Genomic DNA, 17,314 nt, shown 5'->3' on the forward strand with positions numbered 1-17,314 from the left:
TTCGCCTCAGCTCCAGGGCTCGCCGGTGATCCGTTCGTACGTGGCGACGTAGCGCGACCTGGCGGCTTCGACGATCTCCGCGGGCACGTCGCCGGGCGCCGTCTCGTCCCAGTCGCTCTGGCTCTTCGCCCAGTCGCGCACGAGCTGCTTGTCGTAAGCGACCTGCGGTCCCCCTGGGCGCCAGTCCTCGACGCGCCAGAACCGGGAGGAGTCCGGCGTCACCGCTTCGTCGGCGAGCACCAGCTCACCCGACGGCGTGAGGCCGAACTCGAACTTGGTGTCGACGAGCAGCATCCCGCGCTCGGCGCAGATCTCCTCGGCCCGGCGATACAGCGCCAGGGTGGTGTCCCTGAGCCGGTGAGCGAGATCAGCCCCCACGAGCTCGACGACCTCGGCGAACGTCATCGGCGCATCGTGTCCCTCCCCCGGCGGCACCTTCGACGTCGGGGTGAACACCGCCTCGGGCAGCCGATCACCTTCGACCAGTCCGGGCGGCAACACGACGTCGCCGATGGCGCCGGTCTCGGCGTAGCTCGCCCACCCCGAGCCCGCGAGGTAGCCCCGGGCGATGCACTCCACGGCGACCATGTCGAGCTGCCGGCAGCGGATCGCCCGTCCCTTCCACTCCTCGGGCACGTCGTCGGCAGAGATGACGTGGTTGTCGACGATGTCGGCGAGCTGCTCGAACCACCACAGCGACAGCGCGGTGAGGATGCGGCCCTTGTCGGGGATCGGCGTCGGCAGCACGGCGTCGAACACCGACACCCGGTCCGAGGCGAGCAGGATCAGCTCGCCCGGACGGTCGGTGTAGACGTCGCGGACCTTGCCGCGGTGAAGAAGCTGCACCTCGCCGTTCTATCACTACCCGGACTCACTACCCTGGCGGGCTCAGCGCACGTACACGACCACGCGCTGGGCGTGGCTGTTCACCACACCTTGCCGGTTCCAGGCGGCGTCGACCGGTTGGACGCCTTCGTCGTCGCCGGCTCGGACGCGCAGGACGTGGCGCCCCGGCGCGGCCGCGTCCCACGTGAACCGCCACCGCTGCCACGCGTAGAGCGACGGCGGCGGGTCGAGGTCGGCCTCGGCCCAGCTCGCGCCGTCATCGGTGCTGACCTCGACCCGGTTCACCGCGGAGCGCCCTGACCACGCCCGGCCGGTGAGCTCGTGGCGGCCGTGTTCGACGATCCGGGTCCGGGTCTGGAAGTCGGGGAACCCGGGCGGGTGCATCAGGGCGCGCGGACGGATCCGGGTGACCGGATCGCCTAGGTCGTCGGCGTCGTGTTTGATGCGGTACGACGTGTTGTTCTGGTAGCCGTCGAAGGCCCGGTCCAGCACGGTGATGTCGACCAGCCACTTGACGTGGGCCATGCCGTACCACCCCGGCACGATCAGCCGTACCGGCGCGCCGTGTTGTGGCGGCAGGGGCTGCCCGTTCATCTCGTAAGCCAGCAGGACGTCGTCACGTTCGGCTTCGGCGATGGGCAATCCGCGCCGGTAGTCCTGTTCAGCTCCGCGTTCGATGCCGTGATCGGCGCCGGTGAATGTGACGTCGACCGCGTCGCTGAGCACCACCGCCTCGCGCAGCACCCCGGCCAGCGGTGTGCCGGTCCACTCGGCGGTGCCGACGGCTTCGTCCAGCCATGGCTGGCTGATCGGGCGGGGATGCAGCCGGGCGCGCCCGTTACCGGCGCACTCCAGCGTCACCCGGCGAGTCACGCGTGGCCGGCGGCGCAGGTCGTCGAGGCTCAACTGCAGCGGATGTGCGACGTGCCCGCCCACGCGAAGCCGCCACGCCGCGGCGTCCACGTCCGGGATGTCGTAATGGATGAGCAGGTAGTGCAGGCCCGGCGGGGTCACGTCGTAGCGCAGCCCCTCCAACGGCATGCCGTGGTTGCGCGTGGCCAGGCGCAATTCGTCGGCTGAGATGGCTTCGTCCGGGTCGGCGATGCGAGCTGGCGGGCTGACCCACTGGTCGGTCGTGGTCATGGTGGCCCCCTTCACCCCACCGTCCTAACGCTGCAACGGCGGATTGTCACGGGCCGTACGACCTTGTCGCTCAGCTCGACTTCTGGCGGACGGTGGCTACGTGCGCCACAGGAGCAACAGCGCCCGATCATCGGCGTCGGAGGACGCCACGGCATCGATGAGCTTCTTCGCCCCACCCCGGAAGCCCCCGGCGACCAGGCGCTCGGCCTCGCCCTGCAACTTGTCGATGCCGTCGGCGAGATCGCGACGCGGAGCCTCGACCAGCCCGTCGGTGTAGAGCATCAGCGCGTCACCGGGTCGCAGCTGCCCCACGGCCGGCTCGTAGACGTCCTTGTCGAACACACCGAGCAGACCGCCCTCGGTCTCGAGGGTCTCCCACCGGCCGGAGCCCGCGTGGAAATGGATGGCCGGCGGATGTCCGGCGGACCGGACCTCGTACTCGCCGGTGGTGAGCTCGACGACGAGGTGCACGGCCGTGGCGAACCCCTCGGACCAGTTCTGGCGCAGCAGATACGCATTGGCGGCCGGCAGGAACTGCTCGGGTGGCAACGATCCCAACAGTCCCCCGAACGCGCCGGACAGCAGCAACGCCCTGGTGCCGGCGCCGTGGCCTTTACCGGACACGTCGACCAGAGCGACCTCGAGCACCGCGGCGTCGGGTGATCGGGTCGCCACCACGAAGTCACCGGAGAAGCTGGCCCGTTCAGCGGAGCGGTGGACGAGCTGTTCCTCCCAGCCGCGCGGGAGCTCGGGCATGGTGCCTTGGGCGGTCAGCCGGTCCCGGAGGTCGACGAGCATGGAGTCGCCCATGGTGCCCTTGAGGCCGAGCCGAGCCCGCGAGCGTGCCAGGCCCAGCGCCACCGCGGCAGTCACGGCGACCACGACGGCGATACCGGCGAAGTGCGCGGTCACGTCCAACGTCACCAGGGAAGCGAGCAGGCAGAAGCCGGCAGCGGCCACGAGCCACACGAGTGAGCGCAACGACAGGAACACGCCTCCGGCCAGCAGCGGGAGCGTCAAGGACGCGATCGGAACCCAGTCCGGCGCGTACACCACGGCGACGCCGACCACCAGGGTCGCCGCCAGGAGCATGGACAGCACGACCGGCTCGTGGGCCAACCGTCGCGCCAGCGCACCCGGAGCGCGCCCGCCGGCCACGCCGACGAGCTGACCGAGCACACCGACGCGTCGGGTCGTCACAGGGGTGAGGTTAGCCCCTCACACGCGCGCACAGAAGCACGTTCGACGAGCTGCCGTCCGTGGTGGTCAACGCTGGCAGGTCGGGCACCAGAACGTGTTGCGGGCCGCGGCGACACCGGAGCTGACGGGGGTGCCGCACACCAGGCAGGCCTGCCCGGCCCGGCGATAGACGTAGACCTCGCCGCCATGATCGTCCGACCTCGGCGCGCGACCCATGGCGGCCGGTTCGTGTTCGGGGCGGACGGTGTCGATCCGGCCGGTGCGCACCCCGAGCGTCATCAGGTGCACGAGGTCGGCCCAGATGGCCTGCAGGACGTCGACCGGCACGCTGCGGCCCGGGCGAGCCGGGTCGACACCGGCACGGAACAGGACCTCCGCGCGGTAGACGTTGCCGACCCCGGCGACGACCGATTGGTCCATGAGCAGGATGCCGATGGGCGCGGCGCTGCGGGCGATGCGATTCAGCGCCGGTTCCGGGTCGTCCCCGCGCAACGGATCCGGGCCGAGCCGAGCGGTGATCGCTTCCTTCGCCGCCGGGTCGAGTAGTTCGCACGCCGACGGGCCGCGCAGGTCGGCGTGGGCCCGGGCCGAGGTCATCCGCAGCCGCACCTCGCCGCGCACCGGTCCGGCTGGTTCCTCGACGACGTCGAATCGGCCGAACAGCCCCAGGTGGACGTGCAGCCACCGGTCGGCGTCGAACTCGGCGAACAGGTGCTTGCCGTGGGCGTGCGCCGAGTTCATCGTCGCCCCGTCCAACTTCTTCGCACCGTCGGCGAACCGGCCCTGCGGGCTGCAGACAGAGACCGGCTCGCCCGCGAAAGCCGCACGCAGGCTCCGGGCGAGCCGGTGGATCGTGTGACCCTCAGGCACGTACTGTCCCTTTCATGAACGATCGTGACAAGCGCAGCAACCGCAAGCTCGATCAGGTGGACCGTCGCTCGCAGGTCACGGTGTCGCGGGCGATGCGGGCTCGAGACGTCTCGCGCCCGGACGAGACGGACCTGGCCGAAGCGCTGCAGAAGCTGGAGTCGATGCGCCTGCCACCGCGCCCTAGCGCCCAGCGGCAGACAACGGCGGAAGCTCGCCGCTCGCCTCGTAGCGACTGAGCATCTCCAGACGGCGGGTGTGCCGCTCGTCACCGGAGTAGGGCGTGTTCAGGAACGTCTCGACGAACGTGACGATGTCGTCGAACGGGTGCAGCCGTGCGCCGACCGAGATGACCTGCGCGTCGTTGTGCTGGCGGGCCAGCTGCGCCGTCTGCTCCGACCACACCAGGGCAGCGCGGATGCCGCGCACCTTGTTGGCCGCCATCTGCTCGCCGTTGCCCGAGCCGCCGACGACGACGCCGAGGCTGTCCGGGTCGGCGGCAACGGCTTCACCGGCGCGCAGGCAGTAGACCGGGTAGTCGTCGGAGGCGTCGTACTCGAACGGCCCGTGGTCGACCACCTCGTGGTCGCGGGCCCGCAGTACCTCGACGAGGCGGTTCTTGACCTCGAAACCGGCATGGTCGGAGCCGACGTGCACGCGCATGAGCACCAGTGTGCCCTACCGTCAGAGTCAGTCGAAGATCGGATCCCTGGTACGGGTCCGCTTGAGCTCGAAGAAGCCGTCGTACGAGGCCAGCGCCTGCACGCCGTCCCACACCCGACCAGCCTCCTCGCCCTTCGGCGCCGGGGACACGACCGGGCCGAAGAACGCGTAGCCGCCCACGGCGATGACCGGAGTGCCGACCTCCATGCCCACCTGGTCCATGCCGGCGTGATGACTGGCTTTCAGCGCCTCGTCGAACTCCTCGCTGTCGGCGTACTCCAGCAGCGACGCAGGCAGGCCGACCTGGTCCAGCGCCTCGGCGATGATCGGGCGGTAATCGCGCTTGTCGCCACGCTCGACGCGGTCTTCGACGTGGATGCGCTGGCCGAGCGCGTCGTAAAGCGGACGCACGTACTCCTTGCCGTGCAGCTCTTGGGCCGCGATGACCACCCGGACCGGCGCCCAGGCGCGCTCCATGATGGTGTTGTACTCCTCGCCGAGGTCGCGCCCCTGGTTGAGGTAGGACAAGGACATGACGTGCCACTGCACCGTCACCGGGCGCACTCGCACCACCTCGAGCATCCAGCGCGAGGTCAGCCACGCCCACGGGCAGATCGGGTCGAACCAGAAGTCCGCAGCTTGGGTCTCGGTACCGGTGACGTCGTGAACGGATTGGGTGAGCGTCATGAAGGTCCTCTGTACTCGGCGGTGCGGTGACTAGGGCTCTAGTCGGGTCAACTGGAGCAAGGTCGCTAGGATTCCCGGCCTACCGTTGCGCCACGACCCCCGAAGATCTGTCAGGATCATGAACATGGCTGGCACGAACATCACTCGAGACGAGGCCCAGGAGCGAGCAGCGACCGTGGAGCCTTCGACCGTGCACTACACGGTCGAACTCGACCTTACTCGCGGCGACACCGCGTTCAAGTCGACCACGACCGTCCGGTTCGCAGCCAGCGAGGGGTCGACGACGTGGCTCGACCTGATCGCTGCGAAAGTGCACGAAGTCGTGGTCAACGGCGTGGAGCTGGACCCGGCCGACGTGTACGACGGCTACCGCATCACCCTCGCCGACGTGGCGGCCGAGAACGAGGTGCGCGTCGTCGCCGATTGCAGCTACATGCGCACCGGCGAGGGCCTGCACCGCTTCGTCGACCCCGTGGACGACGAGGTGTACCTGTACTCGCAGTTCGAGGTGGCCGACGCCAGGCGCGTGTTCGCGTGCTTCGACCAGCCCGATCTGAAAGCCACGTTCGCCTTCGTCGTCGTCGCCCCCGAGCACTGGGAAGTCGTCTCGAACAGCCCGGGCAAGTCGGTCAAGCGGGGCGCGCACAAGCGTCGCTGGACGTTCGAGGTGACGCCGTCGATGTCGACGTACATCGCGGCGATCGTCGCCGGGCCCTACCACGTCGTGCGGGCCGAACATCAAGGCCGCGACGCCACGATCCCGCTCGCGGTGTACTGCCGCCGGTCGCTGGCCGAGCACCTGGACGCCGACGAACTGTTCGACCTCACCCGCCGCGGGTTCGCCTTCTTCGAAGAGGTCTTCGATTCGGCCTATCCGTTCGCCAAGTACGACCAGTTGTTCGTGCCGGAGTTCAATGCCGGGGCGATGGAGAACGCCGGGGCGGTGACCCACCACGAGGACTACCTGTTCCGCAGCCGGGTCACCGACGCCGCCTACGAGCGCCGGGCCGAGACGCTCCTGCACGAGATGGCGCACATGTGGTTCGGCAACCTGGTCACCATGCGGTGGTGGAACGACCTGTGGCTCAACGAGTCGTTCGCCACCTGGGCCAGCGTGCTGGCGCGGGCCGAGGCCACCCGGTGGGTCGAGGCGTGGACGACGTTCGCGGTCACCGAGAAGCTCTGGGCGCTGCGCCAGGACCAGCTGCCCACCACCCACCCCGTCGCCGCCGACATCCGCGACCTCGAGGACGTGGAGGTCAACTTCGACGGCATCACTTACGCCAAGGGCGCGAGCGTGATCAAGCAACTCGTGTCCTGGGTGGGCCGCGAGGCCTTCCTCGACGGCGTACGCGCCTACTCCGCCGAGCACGCCTGGGGCAACACCGAGCTTACGGACCTGTTCACCCACCTCGAACGGACCAGCGGGCGCGACCTGTCGGAATGGAACGAACAGTGGCTGCGCACGGCGGGGGTCAACACGCTTCGCCCGGTCGTGGCCGTCGACAACACCGGCGCCTACACCTCGGTCGTCATCGAGCAGACTGCTGAAGAGGCCCACCCCACCATCCGGTCACACCGGGTCGCCGTGGGCCTGTACGACCGCACCGACAACGGCTCGTTCCAGCGGCGTCGGCGTATCGAGCTCGACGTCGCCGGCGCTCGGACCGAGATCCCCGAGCTGCGCGGCGAGACCCAGCCGGATCTCCTGTTGGTCAACGACGACGATCTCACCTTCGCGAAGGTGCGCCTGGACGACCGCTCGCAGCAGAGCATCGTCACCTCGATCGGGGCCCTCGATTCGCTGCCACGCGCCCTGTGCTGGACCGCCGCCACCGACATGCTGCGCGATGCTGAGATGCCGGCCAGTTCGTACGTCGAGCTCGTCTTGTCCGGCGTGTCGCGCGAGACGTCGCTGCCGGTCGTTCAGCACGTCCTGCGCTCAGGCCGCATCGCCATCGACCTCTACGCCTGGCCGGCCAACCGGATGTTGTTGTCCGCGCGGTGGTCCAGCGCGCTGCGCCATTACGCCGGCGCCGCCGAGCCGGGCAGCGACCTGCAGCTGGCCTTCGCGCGGGCCTGGATCGCCGCGGCGGCCAGTGACGATCATCTCGCCGAACTGCGGGCCATGCTCGATGGCGCCGACGTCGTGCCGGGCCTGACCGTGGACACCGATCTGCGGTGGGCGCTGCTGCACCGGTTGGTGATCGTCGGCGCGGCGGGTGAGGCCGAGATCGCCGCGGAGCTGGAGCGCGACAACACCGCGACCGGTGAGCGGCAAGCCGCTTACGCGCGGGCCGCCCAGCCACAGCGCATCGCCAAAGCCGCCGCGTGGCACGCCGCCGTCGAGACCGGCGAGCTGCCCAACGCTGCGCTTCGGGCCACGGTGGCCGGGTTCGGTCAACCCGAACAGCGTGAGCTGCTTCGCCCCTACGTCCAGCCCTACCTCGATGCCGTAGGCCCGGTCTGGGCGGAGCGGACGCACGACACCGCCCAGGTGATCATCACCGGGCTGTTCCCACGGGTCCTCGCTGACGCCGTCACCGCGCAGATGGTTCGTGATTGGCTGGCCACCGCCGAGGTCCCCGACCCGGCCCGCCGCCTGGTCGCCGAAGGGCTGGCCGATCTCGACCGGGCGCTGAAGGCGCAGGAGCGCGACCGTCAGGCCGGCTGACGCGGCGTCCTCATCTGGACACGGCCAGCCGAGATCTGGTCGCCGGAACCACGTCCTCGGCGAAGCGGCGCAACTGAGTCAAGCCGTCGGCGTCGCCGCGCTGGCCGGCCAGGCTCGGCCCGGCGTAGACGATCAGCTCGGCTCGGTGCTGCGTGACCAGCTCGGCCAGTTCGTCGGCCCACTGGTCGACGGGGCCGCGCAGGAACCCGCGCGAGTCGCCGTCGGTGATGACGCCTGAGACGTTGAACACGCGGCGTACCGCCGACGGGTCGCGACCGGCCTCGACCGCTCCCTGGTCGACGCGGTCGTTCAACTCGGGCAGCCGGGGCAGCAGGTCAGCCCCGACCGAAGGCACCCATCCGTCAGCGAGCCGGCCGGTCCGGCGCAGCATCTTGGGCCCGTAGGCGCCGAGCCAGATGCCGATGTCGTGCACCGGGACCGGCCCGGAGTGCACGCCGCGCAGGTGGTAGTAGTCGCCTTCGAACCGCAGCCCCCGCTCACCGCTCCACAGCCGCCGGATCACCTCGATCGCCTCACTCAGCTGATCGATCGACTCGCCCGGTGTGCGCCGCTGCCCGCCGTAGCCCTCGATGGCGTCCCAGAACGACCCGGCGCCGAGCCCGAGCTCGAACCGCCCGCCCGACAAGACGTCGAGCGAGGCCGCGGTCTTGGCCAGCACGCCCGGCGGGCGCAGCGGCAGGCAGGCCACGTCCGGGAAGACCCGCAACGACGTCGTGGCCGTCAGCACGGCGCTCATCAGCGCGAAAGTGTCCACGAACCGGCGCTGGTACGGATGGTCCTGGATGCCCACCCACTCCAGGCCGAGCCGTTCGACCTCGCGGGCGAGGTCGATCAGCGCATCGGCCGCGTTCGGAACGAGGAAGTAGCCGAATTCCACGGAGTCAGCGGACGTCATGGCTGTGCCGTCCCGTCGTCGAGGGGTGGGCGCCGACCACGCCACGGACGGGCCTGCTCGAGCTGGGCGGCCACACTCAGCAACGTCTCTTCGGCACCGTGGCGCCCGCCCAGCATGACCCCCACCGGCAACGTCACGCCGCCGACGGTGGTCTCCTCCAGCGGCAGGCTGATCGACGGCCAGCCGGTGAGGTTCCACACGCTGGTCCAGGGTGTGAACGCCATCTGAGCCGCGAAGTCAGCCGCCGGGTCGTCGTCGTTGCGCATGGCACCGACTGGCGCCGGAAGCTGGGCCAGCGTCGGGCTCAGGATGACGTCGTAGGTCGCCCAGGTGGCTGCTGCCTCGCGCGTCGTGCTCTGCGCCAGCGAGATCGCCGACGCGTACTCGTGTCCGCTGATCTTGCGCCCCTTGTCGCGCAACCAACGCGTCAGGGGGAGCAGAAGCTGCTCGCCTTCGGGCGGGACGGGCGGGGCCAGGCTCAGGACCGACCAGATCGCCTCGAACGACCCCCATCGCTCGGCCTCGAACGGGACCGGTGCCCGCTCCACCTCGTGACCCAACCGCTCGAGGAGGGCTCCCGTGTGCGCCACCGCGGTCAGACACGCGTCGTCGACCGCGACCTCCGGTGCGATCACCGGCTCGGTGAGAATCCCGATACGCAACCGACCGGGCGACCGATCGCAGGCGTCGAGAAAGCTCGTCCGCGGACCCGGAAGAACGTGCATGTCACCAGGCCACGGGTGGGACAGGACGTCGAGGAGGGCCGCAGTGTCGCGCACGTCGCGGGTGAGCACGCCGTGGGTGGCCAGGCCGGCGCCGTCCGTGCCGTACGGGCCGGGACTGATCCGCCCGCGCGTGGCCTTGAGCCCGACCAGTCCGCACGCCGAGGCCGGGATGCGGATCGAGCCCCCGCCGTCGCTGCCGTGCGCGACCGGGACGATGCCGGCAGCCACGGCCGCGGCCGCCCCGCCGCTGGATCCGCCGGCCGAGCGCGACAAGTCCCACGGTGTCCGCGCCGGTGGTGCGATGTCCGGCTCGGTGTACGGCGGCAACCCGAACTCCGGCGTGTTGGTCTTGCCGATCATCAGCGTCCCCGCCTGCCGCAACAGCGTGACCACGCCGTCATCGACCGGGGCGACGGCGTCGGCGAAAGCCGCGCTGCCCGCGCGGGCCGGGACGCCGGCCACCATCGCGAGATCCTTGATCGGGCAGGGCACGCCCGCGAACGGCGGCGGGTCGACATCGTCGGCGGCGGCGCGAACCAACTCGTCCTCCACCGCCGCCGCCTGCTCACGCGCGAGTTCCGGGGTGACCGTGACGAACGCGCCGACCGCGGGATCGAGCCTGGCCAGGCGCTGCAACGTGTGGTCGAGCACTTCGACCGGCGACACCTCGCGGCGGCGCACCGCGGCGGCCAGTTCGAGCGCGGTGAGCTCGTGGATCTGAGTCACAGTTCATGACCCTACGACGGCGATCACTCGCCGCGCAGCCCACTGCTGTGACCAGCCGGTTGCGCCGTGGTCATGTCTACCGGTGTAATCAAGGCTGGAAGATCCACCGGAGGCGGCCATGAGCGACCCCCATCAGGCCGGCCCGCCGCGTGCCGGCGAGCCGCTGGCAGGCGCGGCGACCCACATCCGACCGTCCGGGCCACCGGGCAGTTTCGAGCCGCCCGACACCGCCTCGAGCAACGCACGCCGACCCGCGGCCCCGCCCGCCGGGCCGCAACGCCGCCGGCGCAGCGTCGACACTTCCACGCTGGCCTCGTTGGCCCTGGCCTTGCCGTGGGCGCTGTACAGCCTGCTCGTCGTCGGATTCGTCGGCTTGGCTGCAGCCGCGGCCACCGGCGTGGACGCCGTGGCGCCGCTCACGGTGGCCGGCTGGTTGCTCAGCGGTGTCCTGGTGTTCTATCGCCGCACCGAGATCGTCTTGACCCGCATCTTCCTGCGGGCCCGGCGCCCGACGCCGAGCGAACGTGAGCGTCTGGAGAACGCCTGGCGCGACGTGCACGCCGCCGCCGGCACCGATGGCGCGAAGTATCAGCTGTTCGTCCAGGACACGGACGCGCTCAATGCCTACGCGTCGTCGGGGCACGTCGTCACGGTCACCCGCAAGGCGCTCGACGCCATGCCGCATCATCACCTGGCCGCCGTGCTGGCGCACGAGCTCGGCCACCATCTCGGCGGGCACGCATGGGGCAACTTGCTCGCGTACTGGTATTCGCTGCCGGCCCGATTGCTCAATCGAGCGATGCGCATCGTCGCCTCGTTGTTCGTGCGCATCTTCGCCGTCATCTTCACCATCGCCGCGCGGCTGCCGCTGCTGACCATCGTCGTCGCGCGCATCATCACCTGGACGTTGCTGGTGTTCGCAGGGTTCGTCCTGGTGATGCTGATGATCACCGCCGTCCAGTCCGGCCGGGCGTGGGCGCCGCCGGCGTTGCTGGTCTTCTTGCTCACCCCGGTCCTGCTGCCGTGGCTGGCGCGGCGCAGCGAGTACCGTGCCGACCGGATCGCCGCAGAGCTGGGCTACGGGCATGCGCTGATCGAGGTGTTCGAGGATTGGCTGCGTCAAGGCATGGACGACGCGCGCACCCACGCCGTCCTACGGGCGCGTCTGCTCAGCACGCACCCCGCGCTGGCCGCGCGGATCAAGAAGCTCGACGCCTACCTGAGGAAGAACCCATGATGCTGCGGCGGCGGCGTCGCCGCGACACGGGGTGGGAGCACCTGCGCGAGAACCACCGCGACGCCGCTGAGATGCTCGACCGTCTCGTCACGGACGCCGCCATGTCCGACGTCGACCAAGCACGTATCCTCACGGCCCTGGACCAGCGCCGTGACGATCCGGCCGCCACCGCCGAGCTCGCCGACGAGATCGTCCGGTACGGCCCGGCCACGATCCTGCACCACTCGTCGCTGCGCGACCTGCCGGGCTCCCGGCTGGCGGTGCACAACCTGCAGCGCGGTCAGGTCCGGCTGGGCCGGACGGTGCAGGACCCGCACGCCGACACCACGGTGGCCACCGACTTCGGCGTCGACCACGACGTACTTCGCACGTCGCTACTGGTCATCGGACCGCCCGGATCGGGCAAGACGCACGGCTTCGCCCGGCCCATCGTCGAGAACCTGTCTTTGTCGGCGCTCGCGCAGCAGGCCAGCATCGTCGTCGTCGACCCGAAGGGCGACGACTTCGCCTACGACGGCTGGTTCGACGTCACCATCGACCCGCTCGCGCCGACGTCGGGCTTCGACCTCTACGGCGGTACCGACCACCCCGACACCGCTGCCGACCGCTTGGCCAGCGCGATGCTGCCGCCGCAGGTCAGCGACGACATGGCGTACTTCATGGACGGTTCACGCAACGCGCTGTATGCCTGCCTGGCGCCGTTTCATCTGGCTTTCGGCCGGTGGCCGAAGGTCCGCGAGATGCTGGCGCTGCTGCGCTCCGAGCAGGGCATGACCGACCAGGTCAAAGCGGCGCTTCGCGGGCCCGAAGGCAAGGAGGCCAAGGCGCTGCTGGACACCCGGCGCGAGCAGGCCACCCGCAACGCCGACCCGGCGGCATCATTGATCGAACGCTTCCAGCTGCTGGCCCGGCCCCGGCTGATGGAGTTGTTCGACCGCGAGCGACCGTTCCGGATGCACGACATCAACCGGCCCACCCGGGTGCGTGTCTCCCTGCCCGAGGCCGAGTTCCCCGATGCCGCGCGCATCCTGGCCCGCCTGGTGGTGTCACAGTTCGTCCAGGTCACTTCTGCGCCGGACACCAACCGCTCGATCTTCAAGGGCCTCATGATCGACGAGGCCGGCCGGTTCGTCGACGACTACGTCGCCCGTGGTGTGCAGAAGCTGCGTTCCAACAACGCCGGGCTGATCCTGCTGGCCCAGACCATCAGCGACTTCCCGGTGCAGGTCCGCGCGACCGTGTTCGGCTCGGTCGGCTGCAAGGCCGTCTTCGGCGGTATCGACCCGATCGATGCGAAGGTGTTCTCCGACTGGTTCGGCGACCACTGGGTCTCCGAGATCAGCTTCAGCCACGGTGAGACGATCGGCGGCGCGGAGAACACCGGACGATCCCGCGACAGCCGGGGCGGCTGGAACCGGCAGGACGGCGAGACTCGGAACTGGGGCGTGACCAAGGGCACGAGCCTGCGGCGGGTCGAACGGCCGCGGTGGACGGTGTCCGACATCGTCACCGGTATCCCGCCCGGGCACTGCGTGGTGGCGCTGTCGCGCTCCGACGGCACCCGGACCGGACCCACGTTGGTCAACCTGCGCGCCTGATCGCACATCGGGACCCCGCGGGCTCGCGTGGGCGCACTGACGCGTGGCGCGACTTGCGTGGCACACTGAAACGCTCCACAAACCGGGCATTTCAGGCGCGATCACTCACTTTCAGCGTGCCAGGCAGTGCACCTCAGCGTGCCAGGCGGCACCGTGGTCAGCCGGCGAGGCGCCGCACCGCGTCCTCGTCGATCGTGATGCCCAGACCCGGGCCCGTGGGGACGCCGACGGCGCTGCCGGCCGGTTCCAGGTGATCTGCGGCCACCGCCGCCAGCGGATTGGCGCCGATCCAGTACTCCAGGACGGCGAGGTTCGGCATCGCCGCCGCACACTGCACACTGGCCGCAACGTGCACGGCGGAGCCGATGCTCACGTGCGGGGTGGCCTGGGCGCCGAAGGCGTCGGCCAGGGCGGCGATGCGCATCGTCTCGGTGATGCCACCGGCCCGGCAGACGTCGGGCTGGAGCACGTGCAGCGCCCCGGCCCGCAGGAACTCCAGCGCCCGGTGCCGAGTGGCCAGACTGTCCAGCGCCAGCGGGATGTCCAGTGTTTCGGCCAGACGCGTGTAGCCGGCGAGGTCCTCCGGCGGCAGCGGCATCTCGAAGAACCCGGCACCAACCTCCGTCAGCGCACGGCCGACCTGCACGGCCTGCGGCAGTTCGTACTGGCCCGCGGCGTCGGCGAGAACGACGGCGTCCGGGCCGAAGACGTCGCGAACCGTGTGCACCGAGGCGATGTCGTCGGCCGGTGACACCCCGATGGCCACCTTGACCGCACGAAAGCCCAGATCACGCAGCCGGGTGGCTTCCACTCGAACGCCATCCTGGCCGTCGGCGCCCGAGCCCGCGGGCGCGCCCGGCACCCCGGAGGCATACACCGGTACGCGGTCGCGGAACCGGCCGCCGATCAGCGCATGCACCGGCTGCCTCAACAGCCGTGCCCACGCGTCCCACATGGCGATGTCCACCCCTGCCAGCGCTTCCAGCCAGAACCCGGTGTCGTGCCCGCGCACCCGCATCCCGGCGTACATGCGCTCCCAGGTCCGGGTGATCTCGTCCAGGCGTGCCCCGACCACCAACGGGGCGAGCAGGTCGTCGATGATCGCCGCGGTCGCCCGCGCGCCGACCGGTGCCTTCGCCTCACCCCATCCGACGACGCCGTCGGCGGTGGCGACCCGCACCAGCACGGTGTCGATCGTGTCGCTGTAGACGTACCGGCGCCGCTCAGCGGGCGGATACTCCACCAGCGGGCGGCCGTGCTCGGCGCTCCAGGTCCTGGCGCCCCAGTAGACCTCCGGCGGCCGCGCCTTGAGCACGAACGTCTCGACGCTGGTGACCTTCATCGGTTTCCCTCCTGCTCGATGCGATCCAGCACGGCGTGTAGCACCGGCGCTTGACCCCACGGATAGACGGCGCTCGCCCGGGTGACGTAGTTCGCCGCGTCGCCGACCGGCGTGGCCTCCGACACCTCGAGACCGCCGTCGTCGAGCCCGTGCATCGTCGCGTCGAAGGCCCGGTCGACGACCGGCAGGTACTCGTCACCCACCAAGCCGTAGCGGATCGCGCGGGCCAGGCCGTAGGCGACGTAGGCGGCGACGCTGTTCTCGATCGGCGCGGCCGGGTCGTCGACGACGGTGTGCCACTGGCCGCCGTCCTCGTGTCGGACCAGCGCCTCCACCAACCGTTGCAGTCGTCGGTGCAGCTGGTCGTCAGCGACGGCGTGCAAGGTGTCGACCAGGCCGAGCAGCGCCCAGCACTGCCCGCGCCCCCACGCCACGCCGTTGCCGCGGCCGGTGTCCACGTCGAACCCGTGATGAAACAACCCGTCGTCGCGCTGTAGGACCACCGCGTACTCCGTCGCGTACGCCACGGCATCGTCGGGTCGGCCCAGCGCGGCCAGGCCCGGCCCGTCGGTGTGCATGCAATCGACCCAGATGGTCGACGACCACCGCTGCAGGTCCGGACGGTGCACCCGGGGCCCGCCGGGCACCCGGCGCCCAGCGGTCACGACCGCATCGGTCCAGCGTGCACAGGCATCGTCGATCACGACGTCCGGGCGCGCCGCGCGCAACGCCTGCAGCGCTTCCACCGCGATGAGGTGGTCCGTCGCCGCCGGCGCGGCCGCCAGCGACGGACCCACGAGGTCGGCCACCCGCTCCACGTAGGCCGGCCGCCCCAGGACCAGGCCCGCGCGGACCAGTCCGGACAGCATCCCGCCCACCCCGAAGCCCCAGATGGTCACCGGGCAGGCGAGGGTACGCTCCGCGACATCCTCGGCTGCGGCACGTAGGCCGGGCACCAAAGCCGTCATCGGCCGGCCTTCTCGTAGACCTCGACCTCGAACACCCGGGCGACGTCGATGGAACTGCCGGACGGGTCGCTGATGGACAGGCGTACCTGGTCACCGGTGACGCCGAGGTCCTGGGCGGTCACCCGGTGATCGACGTTGCCGACGTACTCTGCGACCTGCTGCCAGCCGTCCGGGGTCCGGACCTCGATCGTGAAGTCCTTGAGCGTGCTGGTGGGGTCGTGGTTCGTCTGGTTGTAACCGCTGTAGACGTAGACGGCGCCGATGTCCGTCGGGGAGCCCAGGTCGACGGTCAGCTCGGGACTCTCGTCGCTTTCGGCCGAGATCCAGCGGCTGGCGTCGGTGAACAGCCCGTCGACGGCCTTGTCGCCCCCGGTGTCCGCACGCAGCTGCGACGACGCGGTGACCGGTGCGCCTAGGGCGACGTTGACACCGGGCGGTACCGACACGAAGGCGCGCGCCTCGACGTCACGCCGGACGCCGTAATGGCGGTAACGCACCGTCGCCCGCAATTCGGCGGTGTCGGCGGCATCCGGCCCCGGGGTCAGCGTCCAGCTCGACGACGTCGTTCCGCGCGGGTCGACCTTGCGTTCGGCGGCTCTGGTCTTCTCGGCCGTCCAGCCGTCGGGGACGTCCAGGTCCACCTGCACGTCCAGCAGCGGTGCCTCCGAGGTGCTCGTGACCGTCACGGTGAGCGGGGTCGCGGTCCCGGCCGGGTAGTTCGCTGCGGCGTCCATGTCGACCGATGCGCCCGGGTAGTCGCGCGGCGTCACCGGGAAGGCGCGGTTGGTGAAGGTGATGTCGGCGTTGTGGTCCAGCCAGTGTGTGAGGTACGTCCGCCCGGCCAGGAGCGCCACCCACTGCTCGCGCCCGGCGTAGGTGTCCTCGGACCGATCACCGTACGTGCGGCCATCGTCGAACCGCGCCTGCATGTCCAGCACCATCTGCGCGTGCTCGCGGGCCCACTCTGCTCCCGGGACGGACCGGCCGGTGTCGAAGCCGAACATCGACGCCATGGTGTCGATCAGGACGAAGTGCATCCGCCGGTGCGTACCCCAGTCGTTGCCCTGCGGGTAGTAGACGTCCGGCGTCGCAGCGCCCTGCTCATCCCGCAGGTAGATCGTCCCGCCCGGTGGGTCGTACGGCGGGGCGGCGAACTCGTAGTCCACCAGGGCTCGGTACACGAGGTCGGCGTTGAACAGCGCGGCTTTCGGCGTCGCCCGCCCGGCCAGTCCGTAGGCCAGTGGCGCGCCGACGCTGTTGGCGATGCTGGTGAAGTAGTCGGGGTGGATCCGGGCATGGTTGACCAGCGTGCCGTCGTCGAAGATGTTCGACCCGTCCAGCCACTGCCGCACCGGCTTGCCGTGCAGGTCGGTGTCGTTGCTCAGGTCGCTGGGGCGCGAGTAGGCCGAGATCATCAGCTCCAGTGCCTTGTCCTGCCAGACCGCGACGTTGGGGTGCTCCGGCATCATCGAGACCGCAAGGTTGAGGAAGGCCGCGTTCCAGGCGTTCTCCTCGGCTTTGGTGTCGCCGGGGGTGATGACGTTGCCGTCGGCGTCGGCGTAGTACGGAACGTCGTAGTCGAGGAAGATGTTCGCCTCGGCCTCGACCATCCGCGCCAGCTGTTCCTGGTCAGCTGGCGGCAAGTCGTCCCAGAGCAGCCAGCCGCCGAATGCCGCGTTGAACGTCCACAGCGCGCTCTGCCAGGCGCTGCCCCAGCCGGTG

15 protein-coding genes are annotated in these 17,314 nt (G+C 70.4%); 4 read left to right on the forward strand and 11 right to left on the reverse strand.

Annotation, left to right across the window (positions count from 1 at the left end):
* Positions 1-6: 6 nt before the first annotated feature.
* From M6444_RS05490 to M6444_RS05505, 4 genes are all read right to left on the reverse strand, one after another.
* A complete protein-coding gene (locus M6444_RS05490; protein ID WP_298323902.1) occupies positions 7-846 on the reverse strand; it encodes a phosphoribosylaminoimidazolesuccinocarboxamide synthase in 840 nt (279 codons plus the stop codon).
* Between the two features lie 42 nt (positions 847-888).
* Positions 889-1,989, reverse strand: coding sequence for a sulfite oxidase (locus M6444_RS05495; RefSeq protein ID WP_298323904.1), 1,101 nt, complete (start codon positions 1,987-1,989; stop codon positions 889-891).
* 96 nt (positions 1,990-2,085) lie between these two features.
* Positions 2,086-3,189 carry a PP2C family protein-serine/threonine phosphatase gene (locus M6444_RS05500; protein WP_298323906.1) on the reverse strand — a complete coding sequence of 368 codons (1,104 nt, stop codon included), beginning with the start codon at positions 3,187-3,189 and terminating at the stop codon, positions 2,086-2,088.
* A 66-nt stretch (positions 3,190-3,255) separates the two neighbouring features.
* Entirely contained in the window at positions 3,256-4,059 is an 804-nt protein-coding gene (locus M6444_RS05505; RefSeq protein WP_298323908.1) for a DNA-formamidopyrimidine glycosylase family protein, read from the reverse strand.
* Between the two features lie 14 nt (positions 4,060-4,073).
* Between M6444_RS05505 and M6444_RS05510 the strand changes: the two genes are divergently transcribed.
* Entirely contained in the window at positions 4,074-4,295 is a 222-nt protein-coding gene (locus M6444_RS05510; RefSeq protein ID WP_298323910.1) for a hypothetical protein, read from the forward strand.
* Here M6444_RS05510 and M6444_RS05515 read toward each other — a convergent pair.
* Positions 4,240-4,719 (reverse strand): ribose-5-phosphate isomerase, encoded by a 480-nt coding sequence (locus M6444_RS05515; protein ID WP_298323912.1) that lies wholly within the window; start codon positions 4,717-4,719, stop codon positions 4,240-4,242. The genes M6444_RS05510 and M6444_RS05515 overlap by 56 nt on opposite strands.
* A 27-nt stretch (positions 4,720-4,746) precedes the next feature.
* On the reverse strand, positions 4,747-5,406 hold the full coding sequence (locus M6444_RS05520; protein WP_298323914.1) for a DsbA family protein: 660 nt from the start codon (positions 5,404-5,406) through the stop codon (positions 4,747-4,749).
* 124 nt (positions 5,407-5,530) lie between these two features.
* Here M6444_RS05520 and pepN point away from each other — a divergent pair, with 124 nt between their 5' ends.
* Positions 5,531-8,080 carry an aminopeptidase N gene (gene pepN / locus M6444_RS05525; RefSeq protein WP_298323916.1) on the forward strand — a complete coding sequence of 850 codons (2,550 nt, stop codon included), beginning with the start codon at positions 5,531-5,533 and terminating at the stop codon, positions 8,078-8,080.
* 10 nt (positions 8,081-8,090) lie between these two features.
* Here pepN and M6444_RS05530 read toward each other — a convergent pair whose 3' ends face one another.
* Together M6444_RS05530 and M6444_RS05535 are read right to left on the reverse strand one after the other, a co-directional pair.
* Positions 8,091-8,996 (reverse strand): LLM class flavin-dependent oxidoreductase, encoded by a 906-nt coding sequence (locus tag M6444_RS05530; protein WP_298323918.1) that lies wholly within the window; start codon positions 8,994-8,996, stop codon positions 8,091-8,093.
* A complete protein-coding gene (locus tag M6444_RS05535; protein ID WP_298323920.1) occupies positions 8,993-10,447 on the reverse strand; it encodes an amidase in 1,455 nt (484 codons plus the stop codon). The genes M6444_RS05530 and M6444_RS05535 overlap by 4 nt, the downstream gene beginning before the upstream one ends.
* 118 nt (positions 10,448-10,565) lie before the next feature.
* On the opposite strand from M6444_RS05535, the gene M6444_RS05540 reads away from it, so the two are divergent.
* A complete protein-coding gene (locus M6444_RS05540) occupies positions 10,566-11,684 on the forward strand; it encodes a M48 family metalloprotease (RefSeq protein WP_298323922.1) in 1,119 nt (372 codons plus the stop codon).
* The gene (locus M6444_RS05545; RefSeq protein ID WP_298323924.1) at positions 11,681-13,282 is read left to right on the forward strand and encodes a TraM recognition domain-containing protein; all 1,602 of its coding nucleotides are present in this window, start codon (positions 11,681-11,683) and stop codon (positions 13,280-13,282) included. Before M6444_RS05540 ends, M6444_RS05545 begins: the two co-directional genes overlap by 4 nt.
* Before the next feature lie 157 nt (positions 13,283-13,439).
* Here M6444_RS05545 and M6444_RS05550 read toward each other — a convergent pair whose 3' ends face one another.
* The 3 genes from M6444_RS05550 to M6444_RS05560 all read right to left on the reverse strand — a co-directional run.
* Positions 13,440-14,624 carry a mandelate racemase/muconate lactonizing enzyme family protein gene (locus M6444_RS05550; RefSeq protein WP_298323925.1) on the reverse strand — a complete coding sequence of 395 codons (1,185 nt, stop codon included), beginning with the start codon at positions 14,622-14,624 and terminating at the stop codon, positions 13,440-13,442.
* Positions 14,621-15,592 (reverse strand): glycoside hydrolase family 88 protein, encoded by a 972-nt coding sequence (locus M6444_RS05555; RefSeq protein ID WP_298323927.1) that lies wholly within the window; start codon positions 15,590-15,592, stop codon positions 14,621-14,623. Before M6444_RS05555 ends, M6444_RS05550 begins: the two co-directional genes overlap by 4 nt.
* The coding region (locus M6444_RS05560) for an NEW3 domain-containing protein (protein WP_298323930.1) at positions 15,589-17,314 on the reverse strand (1,726 nt) is incomplete at its 5' end. The genes M6444_RS05560 and M6444_RS05555, both read right to left, overlap by 4 nt.

The organism is Haloactinopolyspora sp. (assembly GCF_027324685.1).
Lineage (GTDB): Bacteria > Actinomycetota > Actinomycetes > Jiangellales > Jiangellaceae > Haloactinopolyspora.